The sequence below is a fragment of the Methylobacterium sp. 001424705 genome (assembly GCF_059816145.1).
The window spans coordinates 1-20073 of the sequence record NZ_JCBANU010000035.1 but is presented as its reverse complement, the minus strand read 5'-3'; the positions used below and the strand labels follow the sequence as shown (position 1 = coordinate 20073).

Below are 20073 nucleotides of genomic sequence, written 5' to 3'. Positions count from 1 at the left end.
CGATAGAAACGCCTGATCGCCGCTCCGATGGATGGCGAAGGCCGATCCGCAGCCGGCACCGGCGCCAAGCCGTTCCGGACGCCTCAGAGGGCGCGGCCGGTGCGGCGGGTTTCCGTCGGCGTGCGGCCGTACTGGCGGCGATAGCGCTGGCCGAAGTCGCCCATATGCACGAACCCCCAGGAGCGGGCGATGTCGGCGACGGACAGGGACGCCTTGGCGGGCGACATCAGGTCCTGATGGACCTGCGCCAGGCGCCGCTCGAGGATGACCTGGACCGGCGTGCGCCCCAGGTCCCGGCGGAACCGGTCCTGAAGCGAACGCACGCTGATCCCCGCCACCGCCGCGATGTCGGCCAGGGTCAGGGCCCGCGAGAGATTCGCCTCGATGTAGTCGAGCGCCCGGCCGAGGCTGCGGGAGGGGATATCCTGCGCCTGGGACGGCGCGGGAGCGTCGCGTTGGGGCCAGGCCGACAGCAACTGGTAGCTTAGGACCTCCTTGAGGAGCTGAAAGGTCAGGTCGTCGTGGCACTCGATTGCCTGGATCTGCTCCTGAACCCGCCGCAGGGTGAGAAACAAGGCCATCATGGCGGGGGTCGCCACGGAGGCCGTGGGCGCGAGATCCGGCAGGGTGCCATCGCTGCGGCCCGTCAGGGCCGCATGGGCGGCCATCAGCACATCGACACTGAACGTTCCGCTGACCGCGCTGAACGCGCCGTAGGCCTGGACCTCCCGCAGGTCGTTGAAATTGACGAGGGTCGCATGGGTCGGAACGCCGTCGACGTCTCCGGATCGGCGCCGATAGATGATGTGGCCGCTCGTCACGAAGCGGATCGTGATCAGCTGTGCGTTGAACTTCGGTTTCGTCACGAAGCCGCTGGACGAGCGAGTCTCCCACAGGCTGAAGGCCTCGGTCTGACTGCCGGCGATGGCGATGTCGGGGATGGTCGAACGCAGGACGTCGAAACCGATCGCGAGTCCACCGCGATCGTTGCACAGCTGAAGTTGTCGCATCGAGGCGATGCTGGCAACGAACCGTCCCTGGGAGCGCCAGGTGACCGGCTCGGGACGCGTATGACCCGTCATGGCAACTTGCCCGATGCCCCCACCGTCCGACACGTCCTTCGGCGCGATCTTGTCGGGATGCGTGCCAGGATGCGGCCCCTGTTAGGCGAGGTACTTCCGCCTACGCAAATAATTTGCGCGAAATCCACCCGAACGGTAAATCGCGCAGATCGTCCAACTCCGCCAAAACCAGTATCAACGCCAAAACCAAGAGTTGATAAATTGAAATTGTGAGTTGCAGCTCGCTGGCATGACTGGCCCAAACGCGTCACGCGACGCTCCGCATCTGCCCGACGCACGGGTCCGGTCGCCCGACGACCAGTCCCAATCAATCTTGAGCGCAAAATGCGTGACCTCTGGAAATCCGACCCGAAAGAGAGCGAAGGTCAGGTCCCTCGCCGACGAGCCGCGCCATGCCCGCAACGCGCTTCACGATCCTGCCGACCCCCATCGGTCCGCTGGTCCTCGCCGGCCCGGACGAACGCCTCGCCTGCATCGGCCTTCCCCGCGGCAAGGGCGCGGTGATGCCGGGTCCGGACTGGCACCGGGACGACACCGCCTTCGCCCCGGCGCGCGCTCAGCTCGAAGCCTACTTCGACGGGCGCCTCACCCGCTTCGACCTCGCCCTCGCACCGCGCGGAACGCCCTTCCAGCACGCGGTCTGGCAGGCGCTTACCGAGATCCCGCCGGGGGAGACGATCAGCTACGGCGAACTCGCCCGCAGCATCGGCCGGCCGGGTGCCAGCCGCGCCGTGGGGGCAGCCAACGGCGCCAATCCCCTGCCCATCGTCGTGCCGTGCCACCGGGTCATCGGGGCCGGCGGCACCCTGACGGGCTTCGCCGGCGGCCTCGACATCAAGCGCTTCCTGCTGGCGCTGGAACGGGTCCCGGGCGCCGCGCCGGGCGGGCAGGCCAGCCTGTTCTGAGCCGGCCGCGACCGGACGGTCTCACGCCGACGGCGCGCGGGAACGGCCCCATTCCTGCCACGTCCCCGAATCGGCTCGCAGCGCCTGCAACCCTGCGCTCGCCTTCGAGGCCTGAGCCAGGATGCGGTGCGGCTCCCGCATCCGATCTGGCCGCCCGTGCAGCTTTCCTCGACGGTCGGGGCTCTCAGCGAGCTGGCGGCCGCGACGTCGGCGCGGCGGAGCGCGTGATCCAGCGGAACGACCGCCGGCTCGGCGAGGCCGAACCGGCCGCGGTCCGGGCCTGACCGCCCGCTACTTCGGCAGGGCGTAGATGTTCACGTCGAGCTTCTCGTCGGCCTTGTCGTTCAAGTCCGTGACGTATTCCTCGATGAACTTGTCCTGCACGACGATGTCCTTGGCATCCAGGTAGGCGGTCAGGGTCTCGTAGGTGCCGTCGATCTCGTCGTAGGAGCCCTTGTGCGGGAAGCGCAGGGCGCGGCCGCTCGGCGTGGTGCCGAAGCGCAGGCCGTCGGCCTCGGCCGGCTTGGGGTCCGGCATCGCGGCGATCGGGATCATCGCGTCGTACTGGAAACCGTCGTCGTCGGTCTTGGCGAAGACCGCGATCGGCCGGCCCACGGCCTGGATGCCGGCCTTGGCGAGGTCGCCCTCGATGCGCTGGAACGCGGCCTTGAGGCTCGGCACCGCCTCCTCCCACTTCGTCCGCCCGGCGAGGATCGCTGCGGGCTTCGCGGGTAGCGACACCTCGTCGACGTCGTTGGCGTCGCCGGGGGTGGCCACCAGGGTCTGCCGAGGTCCGGCCGTCGGCGTGGCGGAGGGCGCCGTTCCAGCCTGGGCCGGTACCGGGATGTCCGCCGTCCCGGGCGTCTTCGGATCGGGGTTGGTGGTGGTCGGCAGCGGGTTGTCCGCGGCCGGCGGTGTGACCGCCTGGGCCAGGGCCGGTTTCGCGGCGCAGACGGCCGACAGCGCGACGCACCCGGCGAGCACCGTGGCGAGCGGCTTGAGGCTGGAGCGGGTCAAGAAGCGGGGACGGGTCAAGGCGGTGGCTCCGGATCGGCGCGGGGCGCATCGAATCGCACACCCCTGGGCCCGTGCGGAGAAACTAGGCGCGATGCCCGCGGCCGGCGAGACGTCCCGGGTGCCGCGCCGCACGAAGCCGGCAAGGCGCGGCGCTTCTGCAACGCAGCCGCGGCGCCGGGCCCCGTGCGTGCGCGGTCGCTTTGGCCTATAGCCCCACCAGGGCCGGTCGCCCTCGTGGGGGTCCGTCGACCCGCGCGATCTCGAGCCCCCCGGACGAACGACACAGAGACAAGGCGGCATGAGCGAGCTTGCCCATCGACGGTTCCTGAAGATGCACGGAGCCGGAAACCAGATCGTGGTGCTGGACCTGCGCGGCACGCAGACGCAGGTCACGGCCGGGGAGGCGCGTGCCATCGCGGCCTATCCCCGGGCGCAGTTCGACCAGCTCATGGTGATCCACGATGCCCGTACGCCCGGCACCGACGCGTCCCTGAGGATCTACAACACCGACGGTTCGGAAGCCGGCGCCTGCGGCAACGGCACCCGCTGCGTCGCCTACGCGATGCTCGACGACCCCGCCATGGCCCGGCCGGCCGAGAGCGGGCGACTCCTCCTGGAGACCCGCGGCGGCCTGGTGGGTGTCAAGCGCGTCGCCGAGCGCTCCTTCACCGTCGACATGGGCCGCCCGAAGCTGGCCTGGGCCGAGATCCCGCTGGCCGAGCCGTTCCAGGACACCCGCCGGATCGAGCTGCAGATCGGTCCGATCGACGATCCGGTGCTGCATTCGCCCGGGGTCGTGAACATGGGCAACCCGCACGCGGTGTTCTTCGTGGATCGCGATCCCGACACCTACGACCTCGCCCGGATGGGCCCGATGCTGGAGAACCACCCGATCTTTCCGGACCGCGCCAACATCTCGGTCGCCCAGGTCCTGGGTCCGGACCGGATCAAGCTCCGGGTCTGGGAACGCGGCGCCGGATTAACGCTGGCCTGCGGCACCGCCGCCTGCGCCACGGTGGTGGCCGCTTCGCGCCTGCGCATGATCGGCCGGGGCGCCACGGTGAGCCTGCCCGGCGGCGACCTCGTCATCGAGTGGCGCGCCGACGACCACGTCCTGATGACCGGTCCGGTGGCGCTGGAATGGGACGGCAGCTTCCCGCCGGAGATCTTCTCCGCCGAAGACGCCGCCTGAGATGGCGGTCGAGACCCTGACCTTCGGCTGCCGCCTTAACACCGTCGAGTCCGAGGTCATGCGCGGGCACGCGGCGGCGGGGGCGGCCTCCGCGGACCTCGTCATCGTCAACACTTGCGCGGTGACCGCCGAGGCCGGGCGCCAGGCCCGCAAGGCCATCCGCAAGCTCGCCCGCGAACGCCCCGGCGCCGAGATCGTGGTCACCGGCTGCGGCGCCCAGGTCGAGACCGGCGCCTATGCGGCCATGCCGGAGGTGGCGCGCCTCGTCGGCAACGACGCCAAGGGCCGGGCCGAGACATGGTTCCGTCCGGTCCGGCCGGAGGCGCGCAATGCCGTCGACGACATCATGACGGTGCGCCGAGCCACGCCGACCCGGATCGCCGGAATCGCCGGGCACACCCGGGCCTTCGTGCCCATTCAGAACGGCTGCGATCACCGTTGCACCTTCTGCATCATCCCCTTCGGGCGCGGAAACTCGCGCTCCCTGCCCGTTTCGGATGTGGTCGATCAGGTCGCCCGCATCGTCGAGGCCGGCGGGCACGAGGTGGTGCTCACCGGGGTCGACCTGACCGCTTATGGCCGCGACCTCGACGCGACCCCGAGCTTGGGATACCTGATACAGACCATCCTCGCGCAGGTGCCCGGCCTCGCTCGGCTGCGCCTCTCCTCCATCGATTCCATCGAGGCCGACGTGGCGCTGATGGCGGCGATCGCCGGCGAGGCGCGGCTGATGCCGCATTTCCATCTCTCCCTCCAGGCCGGCGACGACCTCATCCTGAAGCGGATGAAGCGGCGTCACGCCCGCACGGACGCGATCCGATTCTGCAACACGGTCAGAGCCTTGCGCCCCGGCGCCGTCTTCGGGGCCGACCTGATCGCGGGCTTCCCCACCGAGACCGAGGCGCAGTTCGCCCGCTCCCTCGACCTCGTGGCCGAGTGCGGCCTGACGCATCTCCACGTCTTCCCGTACTCCGCCCGGCCCGGCACCCCGGCGGCCCGGATGCCACCGGTGCCCGGCGACATCATCCGGGATCGCGCCGCACGCCTGCGAGCCGCCGGCGACGCCGCTCTCGCGGCCCATCTCGCCGGCGAGGTGGGCCGGACCCGCCGGGTGCTCACGGAACGGGGCGGTCTCGGCCGCACGGACGCCTTCACGCCGGTCCGGCTCCCATCCGGGACACCGCCCGGGATCTTCGCCGACGTGACGATCGTCGGGCACGACGGCCGGGCTCTCATCGCCGCCGAAACGGATCGCAGCCGACCGGTCGACTAAGCGGAGTCCGGTCCCCGGAACCCGCACACGGCCAACCCCGCCTGCATGTGCCCCGGAGCCGGCGCTTCGACCCGGATCGGGGCCTTCTTCGGATAGAGCGGGAGCGTGAGCGCGCGGGCATGCAGCTGGAGGCCCGGGCCACCGCTGCGGGGGGCGGTGCCGTAGATCGGGTCGCCGAGGATGGGAAAGCCCATCGCGGCGCAGTGGACGCGCAGCTGATGCGTCCGCCCGGTGACCGGCGAGAGGGCGAGCCAGGTCAGGCTGCCGCCGCGCCCGAGGACCGCGAAGCGGGTGAGGGCGGCATCGCCCGCCGGGTCGACCTTCATCCACCAGGAGCGGGGATCGTCGGAGCGCCGCGCCAGGGACAGGGCGATCTCACCGGCCTCCGTCTCGGGCCCGCCCTCGACCAGGGCCCAGTAGGTCTTCTCGACCGTACCGCTTGCGGCGAAGAGCCTGTTCAGGCGGGCAAGGGCCTTGGCGTGGCGTCCGAGAGCGAGGCAGCCGGAAGTATCGCGATCCAGGCGATGGGCTGCCTCCGGCCGGCGGGGCAGACCGAAGCGCAGGGCGTCGAGATGGTCGGTGAGAGTGGCGCCGCCTTTCGGGCCGGGATGGACCGGCAAACCCGCCGGCTTGTCGATGACGAGCACAAGGGCATCGCGGTAGAGGAGGCGCGCGCCTATGTCTGTTACGAGGGCATCGGCTGGGGGCATGGCCCTGCGCTAACCATGCCGGGTCCGGGGAGCAAGCGGGAATGAGCGAAGACAAGAGGCCGGGCTGGCTGCTGCGCAAGATGTTCGGCACAAAGGAGGAGGAGCGGCCCGCTCCGGTGCCGGTTCAACCGCCGGATCCCAAACCGGCCCCAAAGTCCGTCGTCGAGCCGGTGGTCGAACCGGCTGCGCTGCCCGTCGACTCCCCCGCCTCGCTGTCCGAGGGCCAACCGGACTTCGCCACGGCCGCGACGGACGTCTCCCACGTCCCGCCACCACCCGGCGAGCCGGGTGAGGGGACACCGGACAAGAACGCGATCCCGGACGAACTCGAGGGCGCCGACCTCCAGCCCGTGGAAGGCGCCAAGGAGCGCCCGCCCGCCGGTACGGCCGGGGACGATCCCGCTCGGGGGGCCGAGCCCGCCGACACGACGAGCCAAGCCTTCGCGCCCGAGCCGGCACAGGCAGTTCCACGCGCGCCACTGCCCGAACCTGAGCCCGAGCCCGAAGTCTCGACTCAGATTTTCATGCCGGAGCCCGACGAGGCTTCCGAAGAGCCCAAGCGCGGCTGGTGGAGCCGCCTGACGGGGGGCATGAAGCGGACCTCGTCGGCCCTGACCGAGCGCGTCACCGGTCTGTTCACCAAGCGCAAGCTCGACGCCGACACCCTGGAGGAGCTCGAAGACGCCCTGATCCAGGCGGATTTCGGCATCGAAACCGCGACTCGGATTTCGGAGGCCGTAGGCAAAGGCCGCTACGAGAAGGGTATCTCTCCGGATGCCGTCCGCGAGATTCTGGCGGCGGAGGTGGAGCGCGCGCTCACCCCCGTGGCGATTCCCTTTCGCATCGATGCCTCGAAGAAGCCTTTCGTCATCTTGATGATCGGGGTCAACGGCGCGGGCAAGACCACCACCATCGGCAAGCTCGCGCTGAAGCTCAAGGCAGAAGGGCACTCCCTGATGCTGGCCGCCGGCGACACCTTCCGGGCTGCCGCGATCGAGCAACTCAAGGTCTGGGGCCAGCGCACGCAGACGCCGGTCATCGCCCGGGCGCAGGGCGCGGACGCGGCGGGCCTCGCCTTCGATGCCTACGAGGCGGCCAAGGCGCAGGGAACCGATGTGCTCCTCATCGACACGGCGGGCCGGCTGCAGAACAAGGCGGGCCTGATGGCGGAGCTGGAAAAGATTCTCCGGGTGATCCGCAAGATCGACCCGCAAGCGCCCCATGCGGTACTTCTCGTTCTCGACGCCACCGTGGGCCAGAACGCACTGAGCCAAGTCGAGCTGTTCTCGAAGGCCGCGAACGTAACCGGCCTCGTCATGACCAAGCTCGACGGCACGGCCCGCGGCGGCATCCTGGTGGCACTCGCCGCGAAGTTCGGCCTGCCGGTGCACTTCATCGGCGTCGGCGAGGGGGTCGAGGACCTAGAGCCTTTCGCGGCTCGAGATTTCGCCCGGGCTATCGCGGGCCTGGACGCCGGGTGACGCGGCGCTCGCCCTGAAGCGCCGTGTCGCGGTAAGCCGCCACCCGGAACCCTATATGACGGATACCATGCAGATCGAAGCCATCCCCCCGCGTCGCCATCTCCCTCCGCTCCTGAAGCTCGCCCTCGAGCTCGGGCCTTTGATGGTCTTCTTCTTCGGTAACGCCTACGCCGAACGCCTCGGCGTTCACCCGGATCAGAAGCTGTTCGTGGCGACGGGCGCCTTCATCGCCGCCACCCTGGCGGCCCTGGCGGTCCATTATGCGCTGATGCGGCGCCTGCCCATCATGCCCCTGGTTTCGGGCGTGGTGGTGGTCGTGTTCGGTGGCCTGACCCTGGCGCTGCAGGACAAGACCTTCATCATGATGAAGCCGACCATCGTGAACACGCTGTTCGGCCTCGTGCTGCTGGGTGGCCTCGCCTTCCGAAAGTCCCTGCTCTCGGTCGTGCTCGATTCGATGTTCGCCCTCACGGAGGATGGATGGCGCAAGTTGACCTTCCGCTGGGGGGTATTCTTCCTCTTCCTGGCGGTGATCAACGAGGTCGTCTGGCGAACTCAGACCGAGGATTTCTGGGTCAGCTTCAAGGTCTTCGGCATCATGCCGCTGACTATCGCCTTCGCGTTGGCCCAGACTCCACTCCTCCTGCGCCATGAGCGCAAGGCGCCGGATACAGGTTCCGCCTGATATCGCGCGGAGCCGACGGCGTTCCTCAGGCCTCGCCGAGGATGCGGGCATACTCGGCCTCCGGAACGCCGTAGGACGCTCCGGCGACAGCCAGGAGGGCGGCACGATCACGGATTCCGATACCGCCCCGGCGCATCTTCAGGGCACCCGCGAGTTCGAGCATGCGCAGCCCGGTCGTCACGCCTGCGCGCCGGACGCCGAGCATCAATGAAAGCGTCTCGTGCGTCAGAGGCAGATCCTCCCGGTCGGCTCTGTCGTGACACATCAGCAGCCAGCGAGCGAGGCGCTGCTCAATGGTGAAATGCGCATTGCAGAGACCGGCTTGCGCCAATTGCACGGCGTAGACCTGAGCGTAACGCAGAAAGTAAGCCTGCAGCGCCCGGCTCTCGGCCAAGGCCGTCCGGAACGCCTCAGCCTCGATCCGCAGGGTCCGACACGGTACCTGAACGAAGGCGGTGTGCGGCGCTCTGTCGACACCGTTGAGCAAGGCAATGCCGATCATACCCTCAGGCCCAACGATCCCGGCCTCCGATTGGGCGCCGTCGGGCGTGTGCGCGATCACGGAGATCATGCCCGGCTCCGGGAAATGCACGGCCGCAATCGGCTCGCCAGGGACTTCGAGCACGGCCCCCTGCTCGAATGAGCAACGAACCAGCGATGGCCGGAGACGCTCGAACTCAAGCGGCAGCAACGCGCGAAGGAGGCGGTTACGAACTTCGGATTGCAGAATGATCGACGTCACAACCCCGACAATCAATAGGCGGGCGTGCGAACGCAAGGTCACCCGCAGCCCAGACTTACCTCGGGCGACGAAGCGGACATGCCATATCGAATCTGCATTGTGAAGAGAACAACAAGTTGTATTTCCATCCGTTATCAGACGAAGCACTTATCTAGAAAAATAGAGTGCTTCATCGAAAACGGGGATCACGAGTTACGTCACACATCAATATAGATTTAGTTGAAAATATATAGCCACAACCGACGGAGGCATGGTTCCATCCGTGATTGCCCTGTCAGCCGGGTCGGACATCGGGTACGTCATTCGCCGGTGATCGGCGCGGAATCCCTTCCTGTCTTCTCGATATTCTTACCCGTAGCTGCACCCACGACGGGACCCTCAGATGGCAGACCCAGGGGACCGGGGCTCCTCTACAAAGACACGCACTTCGCGGCGCCCTTCAACCCTCGTGTCGCGTGAGGACATCGAGGTGATTACCGAATGGAATCTCCACGACCCAGTACCTCCTGAATATCCAGGATCAAGGTACATTGGTCCGTGATCTCCAGGGCGATGTCCGACTGCGCTTGCTTCAGGCAGGGGACCTCGCCGAACGGACTGTTCGCGACATTCGCAACCGCCCAAAGACTTATGGTGATCCGAAAAATCAGGAAGCGCCGCAGCTTCGAAGTCACGGATCCATCCGGTTTGATCCTGCTCGCGATCGCGTTTTCGACCGTGCGATCGCGTACCGTTTCGGGCAGGCACAGACATGCCTGGCCCTGCAAATTGTACGGCATAGTACAGACGCCCTCCGGTGCAGTTCCTTCAGACCTGGATCCGGCTATGAGAGACGACTGTCCCCCTGTCCGAGCAGCAAGACGTTCGACGGCTGCTCTATCGAGCCGCTACGTTTCATGCCGGTGCCGTCACAGCGATACGTTCGAAATCACCTCCTCAGCATCCTCAGCCCCGATGATTATGAGGCGATCCAATCCGTTGCGGAAGGCGTGGCGCTGGGGCGCCGGGACATCCTGATCGCCGCCAACAAATCGATCACGCACGTCTGTTTCCTTGAATCGGACATCGCCTCGGAGGTTGCCGCTACACCCGAGGGCCGGCGGATTGAGGTGTGTATCACCGGTCCCGAAGGAATCGTCGGGGTCCCGCTACTGCTCGATGTCGACCGGACGCCCCACGAGACCTTCGTGCAGATCGAGGGGGACGCGGTGCGGGTCGAGGCCGCAGCATTCCGGCGCCTCGTTGAGGAACGGCGGATCCTCAGGCGGATCGTCGGGCATTATGCCTATGCGGTTCATCTACAAACCGCCGGAACCGCGCTTTCCAACGGCAGTCATACGCTGGAGGAACGCCTCGCCCGTTGGCTCCTGATGTGCCACGATCGGGTGGACGGAGACGAGTTCCCCGTCACCCACGAGTTCCTCTCGACGATGCTCGGCGTGCGCCGCCCCGGCGTGACGACGGCGATCCATAGCCTTGAGGGGGCCGGCATGATCAAGGCTCGACGCTCGCATGTCCAAGTGCTGGACCGCGACAAGCTCAAGGCCGCGGCAGGAGACAGCTACGGCGTGCCCGAGGCGGAGTATCGCCGCCTGATCCACGCGGGGCGCTGAGCGTCCGCCGGGTCACCGCGGGACGGAGGCCGCCGATCCAATGGATCGGATCTTGTCGAGCACGCCGGCATAGCTCTCCGGGGTCAGAATTCCCACGAGCTTTTCGCGAATGATCCCATCCGGTCCGATGATGAAGGTCTCCGGCACTCCGTAGACGCCGAAATCGATCCCGGTCCGTCCCTCCGTATCGAGGCCCACGGCTCGGAATGGAACGCCGTTCCGGGTCAGGAAACGACGTCCGTTCTCCGGCGTGTCCTTGTAGTCGATGCCGACCAAGTGGACGCCCGGCTCGCGCGCCAATCGCATGAGCTGCGGATGCTCGATCTGGCAGGGAGCGCACCACGAAGCCCAGAAGTTGACCACCGTGACCTTGCCGAGAAGGTCGGCACGGGAGAGGCCGGGAACCGGCGCGCCCTGCGCAATCAGGCCCGGCATCGCCGGAAGGGTGAAGGCCGGCGCCGGCTTGCCGATCAGCGCAGAGGGAATGGCTGCGGGATCGGCGCCCGAGCGCAGGCGAAGAAAGAAGATTCCAGCAAGGACTGCGAAGGTGACGAGCGGCAGGATGACCAGAAGCGATCGCCGGACCGGTGCCGGAGTCTGCAGCGAGGGTTGGGGCGTGCTCATAAGCGGACTCCCGACCCGTCTATCACCTCGCCTTGCAGCCGATCCAGTTCCCGCTTCCGGGCGCGATGATCGCGCAAGGCATGCAGGATGAGCCCGCCAATCACCAGAGCGGTGAAGGCATAGGCGCCGAGGATGTAGCCGGCGTGGTGGCCAAGGGTCATGGGCTGGACTTCACGAGTGAGGTTTCCAAAGTGCCGGTCTCTTCGGCCCGCATCGACGCGGAGCTCACAGGCTTTGAACCACCCGACCGATCGGCGCCTGCCCCATCGGCTCCTGGCTGATCGACGCCCCACGTACGGACGACGGGCTGGCATCGAGGCGTTCGGCTTCGCGTAGGGTCAGGGCCCGAACGCGCCGGCGCAGGATCTCGGTGCGCATGGCATAGAGGTGCAAGGTGACCCCGAGGATCGTGAAGGCGAGGATCATCTCGAGCAGCGGGTAGAGCATGCTGGGATCGATGGACGATCCGCCCATGCGCATGATCGAGGCCGGTTGGTGCAGGGTCGACCACCAGTTCACCGAGAACTTGATGATCGGCAGGTTCACCGCGCCGACCAGGGTCAGGATGGCGATAGCACGCGCGGCCCGGTTCGGATCTTCGATCGTTCGCCACAGGGCGATGATCCCGCAATAGATCAGGAACAGCACGAGCATCGAGGTTAGGCGCGCATCCCAGACCCAGTAGGTGCCCCACATGGGCTTGCCCCACAGCGACCCGGTCACGAGGCAGATGAGCGTGAACGCCGCTCCGATCGGCGCGGCGGCGCGCTGGGCGACGTCGGCCAGGGGATGACGCCAGACGAGGGTTCCGATGGCCGAGATCGCCATGGCGCCGTAGAAGAAGACGCCGAGCCAGGCCGCCGGCACGTGGATGTACATGATCCGTACGGTCTCGCCCTGCTGGTAATCGGGCGGGACGACGAACCAAGTGAGATACAGACCGACCCCGAGGAGCAGGCCCGACAGCCCGGCGAGCCAGGGCATCACGGGCTGGGTCCAGCGCAGGAAGTGACCGGGATGGGCAAGGCGTGTCCACATGGTCTCGCCCTCTAGCGCAGGGTGCGGTGCAGCGGCAATGCGTGGGTTACGCGCAGGAGGCGCGGCCCGGTCACGTCCTCGGGTGGTCAGCCACTGGACTGGAAGCCTTCCAGAGGTGCCACCACGCGGCAGACGAGGCCGGTGGGGCGATAATCCAACTCGATCGTGCCGCCGACGGCGCCGACGAGGCCGCGCTCGATCAGTCGCGACCCGAATCCCTTGTGCGTCGGCGGTACGACCATCGGTCCGTCCGCTTCGGACCAGATCAGCCGAACGGTCGCTCCACCCGCGGTTGCGTCCCGGTCGAGGCTCCAGTGGAGTCTGACCCGCCCATCGGGAACCGAGAGCGCACCGTACTTGGCGGCGTTGGTCGCCAGTTCGTGCAGCATCAGCGCGAGGGCCAGGGCCGCCTTCGATCCGAGAAGCACTGGGGGCCCCGCGACGTCAAAGCGACCGGGTTGCCGATCGTCATGTATCGAGAGGGCGCCGCGCATCACCGCCTCCATCTCGGCGCTCTCGTGCACCCCGGCGAGCAGGATGTCGTGCGCCTTGCCGAGGGCGATGAGACGGGCGGCCAGGGCTTCCTTGGCCGCCTCGACGTCGGTGACGTTGCGCAGGGTCTGCGAGGCGATGGCCTGGACCATCGCGAGGGTGTTCTTGAGGCGGTGGCTCAATTCCCGGTTCAACGTGCGCTGCTGCTCGTCGGCTTCGACGCGGGTCAGTCCGCCCCAGGCGCGCTCCGCCACTTCGCGCGCGAACGTGATCTCACCGGCACTCCAGTCGCGGGGATGGCGATCGAGGACGTAGAGAATGCCCACGAGGCGGCCGCGCCGGAGAACCGGCACCTTGATCACGGCGCGCATCCCGAGCCGGGCATAGCCCTCCGGGTCGTCGACGCGTTCGGGGGTTGCCGCGATATCGGCCACGCTGATGACGTCGCCGCGCCCCAGACGGTCGACGCTCGCAGCCAGGGTCGACCGAGATGAGGTCGGCAGGCCGACGGCGCAGGTCGGCTCCGCGTCCCCCTCGGCGGTCCAGTCCGGATTGAGCGACGCGATCTGGCCGCCGGGATCGACCTGGGCATAGCCCGCCCGAGCGACCCGGAGGGTCCGGCCCAGGCTCTCGGCCGTGGCGGAGACCACGTCGGCGTGGGTGTGCAGGTCGCGCAGGCGGTCGCCGAGGGCGATCAGCGCCTCGCGGCGGGCATCGGCCCGCTTCTCCTCCGTGATGTCCTCGATCATCGCCGTGGCGTGGACGTCGCCGCCCAGGCGCTGCGAGACCAGGTTGACCCGCGCCCAGATGATGCGCCCGTCCATGCGCCGGTAGCGCTTCTCCAGGCGGAGCTGCAGGGTCGCCCCGGTCGCGAGGCGCTCGTGCAGCGCCGCCCGGTCGTCGTCGTCCTCGGGCGGCGTCCAGCGGGCGAGGGAATGGCCGAGGATCTCGGATTCCGGCGCCCCCCAGATCTCGCAGAGCTTGGCGTTCACCGCGAGGGCGCGCACGGTCCGCGGATCGAACTGGACGATGCCGATATTGGCGCCCTGAAACACCGCGCGGAACTGGGCGCCGACGCGGTTGCGCTCGGTCAGATCGAGCATCGCGGCGATCATCCGCAGGGGGGCCCCGTCCGCGCCGCGGACCAGGGAGCCGCGGTCGAGGACCTCCGCGTACGTGCCGTCGGCGCGCCGGAACCGGTACTCCTGGCTCCAGGTCTCGACGCCGCCGGCGAGGGTCGCCTGGAGACCGGCCGCGACGCCGGGGCGATCGTGCGGGTGGATCTGGGCGAGCCACCAGGCGCTGGTCGGCACGACCTCCGACGGCGCCCAGCCGTAGGCGGTGGTCAGGGCGGCGTTCCACAGGACGGCCCCGGTGACGAGGTCCCAGTCGCGGACGGCGTCGTTGGTGGCGCGCGCGGCGATCTCGGCCGCCCGCGCCTCGGTGACGTCCTGCACCGTGCCGACGAGGCGGGCGGGGCGGTCCTGGTCGACCACGCGTCGCGCCCGCGCCCGTATCCACAGAGGTCGTGTCGAGGTCGCGCGCCGGACCGTGCAGTCCAGCGTCCCGGACCCCGCCGGGTCGAGGGCGGCGCCGAATGCCCGGTCCAACGCGGCGCGATCCCCGGGGTCGAGGGCCGACAGGACGGTGTCCGCGTCGGCGACCGGCCCCGGCGACGCGAGGCCGAGCAGGCTCCGGAATCCGGCGTCGCCCCGGAGGGTCCGGGTGGCGGGGTCGTAGGCGAAGAGGCCGAGGCCCGCCGAGTCCGCGGCGAGGCGCAGGAGCGTCGCCGCATCGGACGGGGCGAAGGGGGAGTCGCCGGCGGGCTCGAAGACGGCTCCGCCCGCAGACGTCCCGTCCCCGGCGGCCGGGGGCGGCGCGTCCGGGGCCTGGCCGGGCTGCTGGTCTGCGGCGGGCTGCGTCATCGGGGGCGGGCGGAGGATCGAATCTCTGCGGAGGGGAGGGTCAGGCCGATTCGGATATCGCGAGTTCGCGCGGCGCATCCGTCTCCCGCCGATCGGGGGGCGGCTCCACCGCCACGAGGGCGCCACCGGGCGCGTAGATCGCGCCGAGCACCGTTTCGTAGTGCCGCCGGACGACGCCGTGGCACTCGCAGGCGGCGGTCTCCGCCAGCACGCGGTTGCGGATGGTGATGCGGCCGCGCCCGACCTCGATGAGGCCCTGCTGCTGCAGCGCCCGCAGGATCCGGGTGAGGTAGGTCCGCTGGACGCCCAGCATGGTGGCGAGCAATTCGTGGGTCACCGGCAGGACGTCGGTGCCGATGCGGTCCTGCAGGGTCAGGAGCCAGCGCAGGCAGCGCGACTCGATCGGATGCAGGGCGTTGCACGCCACCGATTGCAGGACCTGGGCGAGCAGGCAGTCGGCGTAGCGGGTGAACAGGTTGCGCAGGGCCGGGGAAGACCGCTTGACCTCCTGGAGGCGCAGGGCGTCCAGGCGCAGGACCGGTCCGCCGATCTGCACGACGGCGTTCGTGGAGGCGGGCAGGAATCCGCTGCTGACGACGCCGCCCACGGCGCCCTCGCGTCCCACCGTGGCGACCTCGGCGCTGCGGCCGTCGCGCATGGCGACGATGAGGGTGACCACCGTCTGCCGGCACGGGAAGGCGATGGCGGTGACGTCGCTGCCGGCCTGGAACAGGGCTTCGCCGCGGTCCCGGGAGAGGCGATCGAGATGGGGGTCGAGAAGCGCGCGATCCTCGGGCCGGAGGCCGTCGAGGAGAAGGTTGCCCGTCGATGGATCGGAGGCCGGGCCCATGCAGTGCGCTGTGTTCACCGTCTGTCTCTCCGGCCTCTAGCGCAGCGCCGTCGCGTCCGTCTGTCTAGAAGTAGACCCTGGTGAGACAATTTTGTTGTTTTGATGGGAACCCGAAGAATGGGTGCTCCGAAACGGGTCGGGCGGAGAGGCCGACCGGGGCCAGGCGCGCCCATGGCGCCCGTCGCACCTCAGCGCGCCTGTCCGGCCTCGTCGCCCTCGCCGATGCAGTCGAGGGCCCGTTCCACGGCCGTCACGGCGTCGAGGAGGTTCTGGACCGTCCGCTCGACCTCGCGGGCCGGTCGTCCCATGGCGGCGGCCCGGGCGCTCACGAGCTCCAGCTGCTCCAGGAGCGCGAAGAGGTCGTCGGCGACGGCGACCACGTCGGTGACGACGACCGGCGGAGCGGCGGGGCGGCGGAGGAAGGGGACGACGTTGCTCATCGGCCCTATGTCTCGCGTGTTCCCGGCCAAAGCGCCAGCCTGCGCGGGCCCCGATTCCCCATCTTCACCCCCGAACCGCCGCTTCCTTGCGGAGGTGGTGAGCATTTTCGTGGCGCGGCGACATCAGTGCGGCAGGAACCGGCGACGATTCGTTAGCCTTGCGCTTGACGGGCGCGGGGCCCGGGCAGCACCACAGGCGCTGCTTTCGCCACAGGACCCGCCCCGATGCGCCTCGCTTCCCTCGCCCTCGCCGCCACCCTCCTGGGCGGCCTCTGCGCCTGCAACACCGACAGCCCGAGCGGGCGCAGCGGTCTCTCCGACGCCTTCGACACCAGCAACTATCGCCAGTCCAACGACACCAACGGCACCCAGACCCGCCGCGACGTCAACCGCCAGTACACCCAGCCGTCGATGCCCTCGATCGCCAGCCGCGGCAACTGAGCGGGCGGCGCCCCCCCGGGGCGTGCTCCTTTCCCCGGTGAGGGAAGGGGGCATCGCGGTGGCGCCCTCCACCGCGTGGGGAACCGGAGCGGCGTGGCCCGACGCCGTCCAGCCGGGGTGATCGCAAGGACCGGTTCGCGCGCCGGAACGGTTGCCGTCGCCCACCCTCTTCCCGGGGCCGCGCAGCGGAGCCCGGACCCGAAGGGGCGCGCCTCTGGCGATCCTGAATGACGGTGGGCCTTTGTCGGCGATCACCTCGCCCGGAAGCCGGAACGGGCCAGCGTCGCCCGACGCACGGCCTGGATAGAGGGCGCGTCCCTCTCCCCCTCGCGGGGAGAGGTTCGGCATGGGCATGCTGGGGTGCCCCTCAGCCGAGAAGGCCGGGGTCAGAACCCAATCCGCGCGACCCTGCGAAGGGCTGCCGCAAGTGGTTTGCGGACCCTGACCTTTCGTCCTGAAGCGGATGTTCCGCCTCCGACCAACAATGGCCATAGCGAGCGGTTTCCCTAATCCCCTGAAGTGGTCATTCGCTTTGCTCTGACCGGCGCGCCTCGGTGCGACACTGCTACCCTCAGGCCCTGGTCAATTTTTGTTCAGTGGCATTTCCGCTGGCGCAGAGAATACAATAAAGGCGTGTTTGGAGTGACCGAGGGCTCCGGCGGTCCTTCGAAGCCCGGAGTTCCTTCTTGCCAACTTCCCCCGAGAAGCCGAAGACCTACGGCCCAAAGACGCCGGTCAGCGGCAGTGGCCCTTCGGGCGTAATCGACCAGCATCACGACATCTTCTTCGCGGCCGTCGAAACGACGCGCATGCCGATGATCGTTACGGACCCGCACCAAGCCGACAATCCCATCATCTTCGTCAACCGCGCTTTCGAGCGCATGACAGGCTACACCCGGGACGAACTTATCGGCACGAACTGCCGCTTCCTCCAAGGGCCTGAGACCGACCGAGAGGTGGTCACCGAACTGCGTGTCGCCATCGCGGAGCAGCGCGAGTTCTCCACGGAGATCATCAATTACCGCAAGGACGGGTCTTCGTTCTGGAATGCGCTGTTCGTCTCGCCGGTCTTCAACCGAGCCGGCGACCTCGTATACTTCTTCGGCTCGCAGCTCGACGTTTCGCGCCGCCGCGACGCAGAGGAGAGTCTACACCAAGCACAGAAGATGGAGAGCCTGGGGCAGCTTACCGGCGGGATCGCGCATGACTTCAACAACCTCCTACAGGTGATCTCCGGTCACAACGAGGTCATGCTGGCGCTGATCGACCACCCGACCATCGATGTCGGCCGATTGCGGCGGGCGGGCGAGGCGGTGCGCGACGCCTCGGAACGCGCCGCCAAGCTGACCCACCAGCTTCTGGCCTTCTCGCGCAAGCAGCGATTGGAGGGGCGCCTCCTCAACCTCAACGGCCTCGTCCAAAGCATGAGCGAGATGGCCGAGCGTACCCTGGGGGACGACGTCACCCTGAAGCAGTCCCTCGCATCCGATCTCTGGAACACCCGCATCGACCCGACCCAGGCCGAGGTCGCCTTGCTGAACGTCTTGCTGAACGCCCGCGATGCGATGCCGGGCGGAGGGTCCGTCACGGTCAAGACCGAAAACCTCCTCATCGAGGACGAGGATACGGCGCTCTTCAAGACGGTCGGCCCTGGGGCCTACGTGGTGGTATCCGTCACCGATACGGGTAGCGGTATGCCGGCCGAGATCCTGAACCGAGTGATGGAGCCGTTCTTCACCACCAAGGGCGAAGGCAAGGGCACAGGCCTAGGCCTCGCGATGGTCTACGGTTTCGCCAAGCAATCGGGCGGCTCGGTCAAGATCTACTCTGAGGTGGGGCACGGCACCACGGTGCGCCTGCTCTTTCCAGCAAGCGACCAGAAGATCGAGGACGAGCGCAGGGCCTCGCAGCGCGCCGCCGACCGGCACGGGACCGAAACGGTACTCGTGGTCGACGACCGACCGGACGTGGCGGAGACGGCGGGAATGATCCTGGAGGATTTCGGCTACAAAGTCATCGTGGCCGACGGCCCCCGCGCGGCGATTGAGTTCCTCGACGGCGAGCGCCGGATCGATCTCCTCTTCACCGATCTCATCATGCCGGGTGGGATGAACGGCGTGATGCTGGCCCGCGCCGCACGCGAGCGACAGCCTAAGATCAAGGTGCTGCTCACTACGGGCTACGCGGAGGCATCCATCGAACGCTCGGATGCGGGTGGCACGGATTTCGAGATCATCAATAAGCCCTATAAACGGCTGGAACTCGCGCGCCGCGTGCGGCGGGTCATTGATGGCCCGACCGGCGTAGGTTGAGCTGTCATTCCCCCGGCTTCCGGCCCTGATCGATACGTCCGCCTCGCCCAGGATCTATCCGATCGCAGCCGGGCAGAAATTCACCCGTCCCGGCCGTAGGACGCTGCTCAACCGTGCAGCCCGCAAGCGGCGGTTCCGGACTTCTGCAAAGGGTCGGGTGCAGCCCCTCGCGGGGCCAAGCCGATGGGGTTTTCGACCCGAGCGGCGCCGCCCCCACCCTCAGTTCTTCGCCAGCGCGTCCGCGAAGGCGATCATGCGGTTGCGGGCGTAGGTCGGCAGGCCGGCGCTGATCGAGGTGCCGGTGTTGAAGGACGAGTTGCCCATCAGCACCTGGGCCGGCAGCAGGTTCTTGAGCACCGGCACGCGGGCATATTCCTGCTTGCGGTCGAGGACGTCGCCCTTGATCGCAAGCGCCACGTAGGTGGTCACCACGGTCTTGGCCGGATCGCCCGGCATGGGCTGGAACACCGCCAGGAACTTGCCGAAGCGCAGGATCTGGTTGACCCAGAAGATCGTCTGCTCCAGCCCGCCCGTCACCGGCGTGTCGAGCTTGGTGAGGTTGCCCAGCGCCGCGATCTCCGCCGGGGGCAGGGTGCGCAATTCGCTCTGGAACGAGACGAACTCGGCGATCTTCTTCGAGGCCCCGTCCTCCAGCCGGTTGGCGAGCTTCACGCCCAGCGGCAGCTTGCCTTCGAGGTCGTAGCGCGATTCGATGCAGGTGGTGCCGACCTCGCACCAGGGCCGGTCGGGGCGCTTGGCGAAGGCGGCCGCCGGGTCCTTGTTCGGCGTCGCGTCGGCCGGGTTCAGGGCCTTGTGCTTGATGACCGGGTCCATCTTGGCGACGAAGCCGAGGGTGGCGTAGGCGGCGAGGTCGATGCTCTCCGGGGCCTTGGCCACCACGAAGCGCCCCTGCGCCACGTAGACCTTCAGAGTCTCGTGCCGGCGCTTGGCGACGCCGTTCAGGGTCTGCACGTAATCGGGCTCGACATAGCCCGGATGCGGCGCCAGGGCCGCCCGCTCGCCGGGGCGCAGCTTACCCCAGTCGAGATAGGGCACGAGGCCGTTCTCGGGCTTGGCCGGATCGTCGCGATGGTCGGTGAACAGGATGGTGCCGGGCTTCAGCCCGGCGACGCCGGCCGCCTCGATGGCGGGCACGTCCTTGATCCGCTCCGAGACCGCCGGGCCCAGTCCGAGACCTACCAGCCCTGGCCGGGCACGCAGCGCTCGCCCTTCGGCGACGAGGAGGAGATC

At 68.4% G+C, this 20073-nt stretch carries 19 protein-coding genes; 8 read left to right on the top strand and 11 right to left on the bottom strand.

Annotated elements, in window-relative coordinates:
- Positions 1-83: 83 nt before the first annotated feature.
- Positions 84-1010, bottom strand: a complete 927-nt coding sequence (locus AC6EUL_RS20830) for a helix-turn-helix domain-containing protein (protein ID WP_499872425.1) — start codon at positions 1008-1010, stop codon at positions 84-86.
- Between the two features lie 464 nt (positions 1011-1474).
- Here AC6EUL_RS20830 and AC6EUL_RS20825 point away from each other — a divergent pair, with 464 nt between their 5' ends.
- Positions 1475-1987 carry a methylated-DNA--[protein]-cysteine S-methyltransferase gene (locus AC6EUL_RS20825; protein WP_499872423.1) on the top strand — a complete coding sequence of 171 codons (513 nt, stop codon included), beginning with the start codon at positions 1475-1477 and terminating at the stop codon, positions 1985-1987.
- A gap of 291 nt (positions 1988-2278) precedes the next feature.
- Here AC6EUL_RS20825 and AC6EUL_RS20820 read toward each other — a convergent pair whose 3' ends face one another.
- Complete coding sequence (locus AC6EUL_RS20820; RefSeq protein WP_499872421.1) at positions 2279-3022, bottom strand: GyrI-like domain-containing protein; 744 nt, start codon at positions 3020-3022, stop codon at positions 2279-2281.
- Positions 3023-3302: 280 nt separating this feature from the next.
- On the opposite strand from AC6EUL_RS20820, the gene dapF reads away from it, so the two are divergent.
- Both dapF and mtaB read left to right on the top strand, forming a co-directional pair.
- Positions 3303-4196 (top strand): diaminopimelate epimerase, encoded by an 894-nt coding sequence (gene dapF, locus AC6EUL_RS20815; protein ID WP_056348388.1) that lies wholly within the window; start codon positions 3303-3305, stop codon positions 4194-4196.
- 1 nt (position 4197) lies between these two features.
- The gene (gene mtaB / locus AC6EUL_RS20810) at positions 4198-5469 is read left to right on the top strand and encodes a tRNA (N(6)-L-threonylcarbamoyladenosine(37)-C(2))-methylthiotransferase MtaB (RefSeq protein WP_499872419.1); all 1272 of its coding nucleotides are present in this window, start codon (positions 4198-4200) and stop codon (positions 5467-5469) included.
- On the opposite strand, the gene AC6EUL_RS20805 is transcribed toward mtaB, so the two are convergent.
- The gene (locus AC6EUL_RS20805; RefSeq protein ID WP_499872417.1) at positions 5466-6179 is read right to left on the bottom strand and encodes an RluA family pseudouridine synthase; all 714 of its coding nucleotides are present in this window, start codon (positions 6177-6179) and stop codon (positions 5466-5468) included. The two genes, mtaB and AC6EUL_RS20805, sit on opposite strands and share 4 nt — an antisense overlap.
- 41 nt (positions 6180-6220) lie before the next feature.
- On the opposite strand from AC6EUL_RS20805, the gene ftsY reads away from it, so the two are divergent.
- Both ftsY and AC6EUL_RS20795 read left to right on the top strand, forming a co-directional pair.
- Positions 6221-7660, top strand: coding sequence for a signal recognition particle-docking protein FtsY (gene ftsY, locus AC6EUL_RS20800; protein ID WP_499872415.1), 1440 nt, complete (start codon positions 6221-6223; stop codon positions 7658-7660).
- A 67-nt stretch (positions 7661-7727) separates the two neighbouring features.
- Positions 7728-8345: a septation protein A gene (locus AC6EUL_RS20795; protein WP_056220417.1), complete on the top strand. Its 618-nt coding sequence runs from the start codon at positions 7728-7730 to the stop codon at positions 8343-8345.
- A 25-nt stretch (positions 8346-8370) separates the two neighbouring features.
- On the opposite strand, the gene AC6EUL_RS20790 is transcribed toward AC6EUL_RS20795, so the two are convergent.
- The gene (locus AC6EUL_RS20790; protein WP_499872414.1) at positions 8371-9087 is read right to left on the bottom strand and encodes a Crp/Fnr family transcriptional regulator; all 717 of its coding nucleotides are present in this window, start codon (positions 9085-9087) and stop codon (positions 8371-8373) included.
- 896 nt (positions 9088-9983) lie between these two features.
- On the opposite strand from AC6EUL_RS20790, the gene AC6EUL_RS20785 reads away from it, so the two are divergent.
- Positions 9984-10700 carry a Crp/Fnr family transcriptional regulator gene (locus AC6EUL_RS20785; protein ID WP_499872412.1) on the top strand — a complete coding sequence of 239 codons (717 nt, stop codon included), beginning with the start codon at positions 9984-9986 and terminating at the stop codon, positions 10698-10700.
- 12 nt (positions 10701-10712) lie between these two features.
- On the opposite strand, the gene AC6EUL_RS20780 is transcribed toward AC6EUL_RS20785, so the two are convergent.
- The 6 genes from AC6EUL_RS20780 to AC6EUL_RS20755 form a co-directional block, all read right to left on the bottom strand.
- Positions 10713-11324 carry a DsbE family thiol:disulfide interchange protein gene (locus tag AC6EUL_RS20780; RefSeq protein ID WP_056382644.1) on the bottom strand — a complete coding sequence of 204 codons (612 nt, stop codon included), beginning with the start codon at positions 11322-11324 and terminating at the stop codon, positions 10713-10715.
- The gene (ccmD, locus tag AC6EUL_RS20775) at positions 11321-11485 is read right to left on the bottom strand and encodes a heme exporter protein CcmD (RefSeq protein ID WP_056270397.1); all 165 of its coding nucleotides are present in this window, start codon (positions 11483-11485) and stop codon (positions 11321-11323) included. Before ccmD ends, AC6EUL_RS20780 begins: the two co-directional genes overlap by 4 nt.
- A 64-nt stretch (positions 11486-11549) precedes the next feature.
- Positions 11550-12362, bottom strand: coding sequence for a heme ABC transporter permease (locus AC6EUL_RS20770; RefSeq protein WP_056219994.1), 813 nt, complete (start codon positions 12360-12362; stop codon positions 11550-11552).
- A gap of 86 nt (positions 12363-12448) precedes the next feature.
- Positions 12449-14779, bottom strand: a complete 2331-nt coding sequence (locus tag AC6EUL_RS20765; protein ID WP_499872409.1) for a PAS domain-containing protein — start codon at positions 14777-14779, stop codon at positions 12449-12451.
- A 40-nt stretch (positions 14780-14819) separates the two neighbouring features.
- The gene (locus AC6EUL_RS20760) at positions 14820-15629 is read right to left on the bottom strand and encodes a Crp/Fnr family transcriptional regulator (RefSeq protein ID WP_056219997.1); all 810 of its coding nucleotides are present in this window, start codon (positions 15627-15629) and stop codon (positions 14820-14822) included.
- 188 nt (positions 15630-15817) lie between these two features.
- Positions 15818-16069, bottom strand: a complete 252-nt coding sequence (locus AC6EUL_RS20755) for a hypothetical protein (RefSeq protein ID WP_056220000.1) — start codon at positions 16067-16069, stop codon at positions 15818-15820.
- A 225-nt stretch (positions 16070-16294) separates the two neighbouring features.
- On the opposite strand from AC6EUL_RS20755, the gene AC6EUL_RS20750 reads away from it, so the two are divergent.
- A complete protein-coding gene (locus AC6EUL_RS20750) occupies positions 16295-16510 on the top strand; it encodes a hypothetical protein (RefSeq protein ID WP_056220003.1) in 216 nt (71 codons plus the stop codon).
- 686 nt (positions 16511-17196) lie between these two features.
- Positions 17197-18822: a hybrid sensor histidine kinase/response regulator gene (locus AC6EUL_RS20745; RefSeq protein WP_056211791.1), complete on the top strand. Its 1626-nt coding sequence runs from the start codon at positions 17197-17199 to the stop codon at positions 18820-18822.
- A 219-nt stretch (positions 18823-19041) separates the two neighbouring features.
- Here the strand turns inward: AC6EUL_RS20745 and AC6EUL_RS20740 are convergent, their stop codons facing one another.
- Positions 19042-20043 carry a hypothetical protein gene (locus AC6EUL_RS20740; protein ID WP_499872445.1) on the bottom strand — a complete coding sequence of 334 codons (1002 nt, stop codon included), beginning with the start codon at positions 20041-20043 and terminating at the stop codon, positions 19042-19044.
- Positions 20044-20073: the final 30 nt, after the last annotated feature.

Coding starts and splice junctions, on each gene's coding strand:
- dapF (WP_056348388.1), top strand. CDS start 3,303: ATGAGCGAGCTTGCCCATCGACGGTTCCTGAAGATGCACGGAGCCGGA.
- ftsY (WP_499872415.1), top strand. CDS start 6,221: ATGAGCGAAGACAAGAGGCCGGGCTGGCTGCTGCGCAAGATGTTCGGC.
- AC6EUL_RS20785 (WP_499872412.1), top strand. CDS start 9,984: ATGCCGGTGCCGTCACAGCGATACGTTCGAAATCACCTCCTCAGCATC.
- mtaB (WP_499872419.1), top strand. CDS start 4,198: ATGGCGGTCGAGACCCTGACCTTCGGCTGCCGCCTTAACACCGTCGAG.
- AC6EUL_RS20780 (WP_056382644.1), bottom strand. CDS start 11,324: ATGAGCACGCCCCAACCCTCGCTGCAGACTCCGGCACCGGTCCGGCGA.
- AC6EUL_RS20795 (WP_056220417.1), top strand. CDS start 7,728: ATGCAGATCGAAGCCATCCCCCCGCGTCGCCATCTCCCTCCGCTCCTG.
- AC6EUL_RS20760 (WP_056219997.1), bottom strand. CDS start 15,629: ATGGGCCCGGCCTCCGATCCATCGACGGGCAACCTTCTCCTCGACGGC.
- AC6EUL_RS20750 (WP_056220003.1), top strand. CDS start 16,295: ATGCGCCTCGCTTCCCTCGCCCTCGCCGCCACCCTCCTGGGCGGCCTC.
- ccmD (WP_056270397.1), bottom strand. CDS start 11,485: ATGACCCTTGGCCACCACGCCGGCTACATCCTCGGCGCCTATGCCTTC.
- AC6EUL_RS20770 (WP_056219994.1), bottom strand. CDS start 12,362: ATGTGGACACGCCTTGCCCATCCCGGTCACTTCCTGCGCTGGACCCAG.
- AC6EUL_RS20755 (WP_056220000.1), bottom strand. CDS start 16,069: ATGAGCAACGTCGTCCCCTTCCTCCGCCGCCCCGCCGCTCCGCCGGTC.
- AC6EUL_RS20825 (WP_499872423.1), top strand. CDS start 1,475: ATGCCCGCAACGCGCTTCACGATCCTGCCGACCCCCATCGGTCCGCTG.
- AC6EUL_RS20765 (WP_499872409.1), bottom strand. CDS start 14,779: ATGACGCAGCCCGCCGCAGACCAGCAGCCCGGCCAGGCCCCGGACGCG.
- AC6EUL_RS20830 (WP_499872425.1), bottom strand. CDS start 1,010: ATGCGACAACTTCAGCTGTGCAACGATCGCGGTGGACTCGCGATCGGT.
- AC6EUL_RS20805 (WP_499872417.1), bottom strand. CDS start 6,179: ATGCCCCCAGCCGATGCCCTCGTAACAGACATAGGCGCGCGCCTCCTC.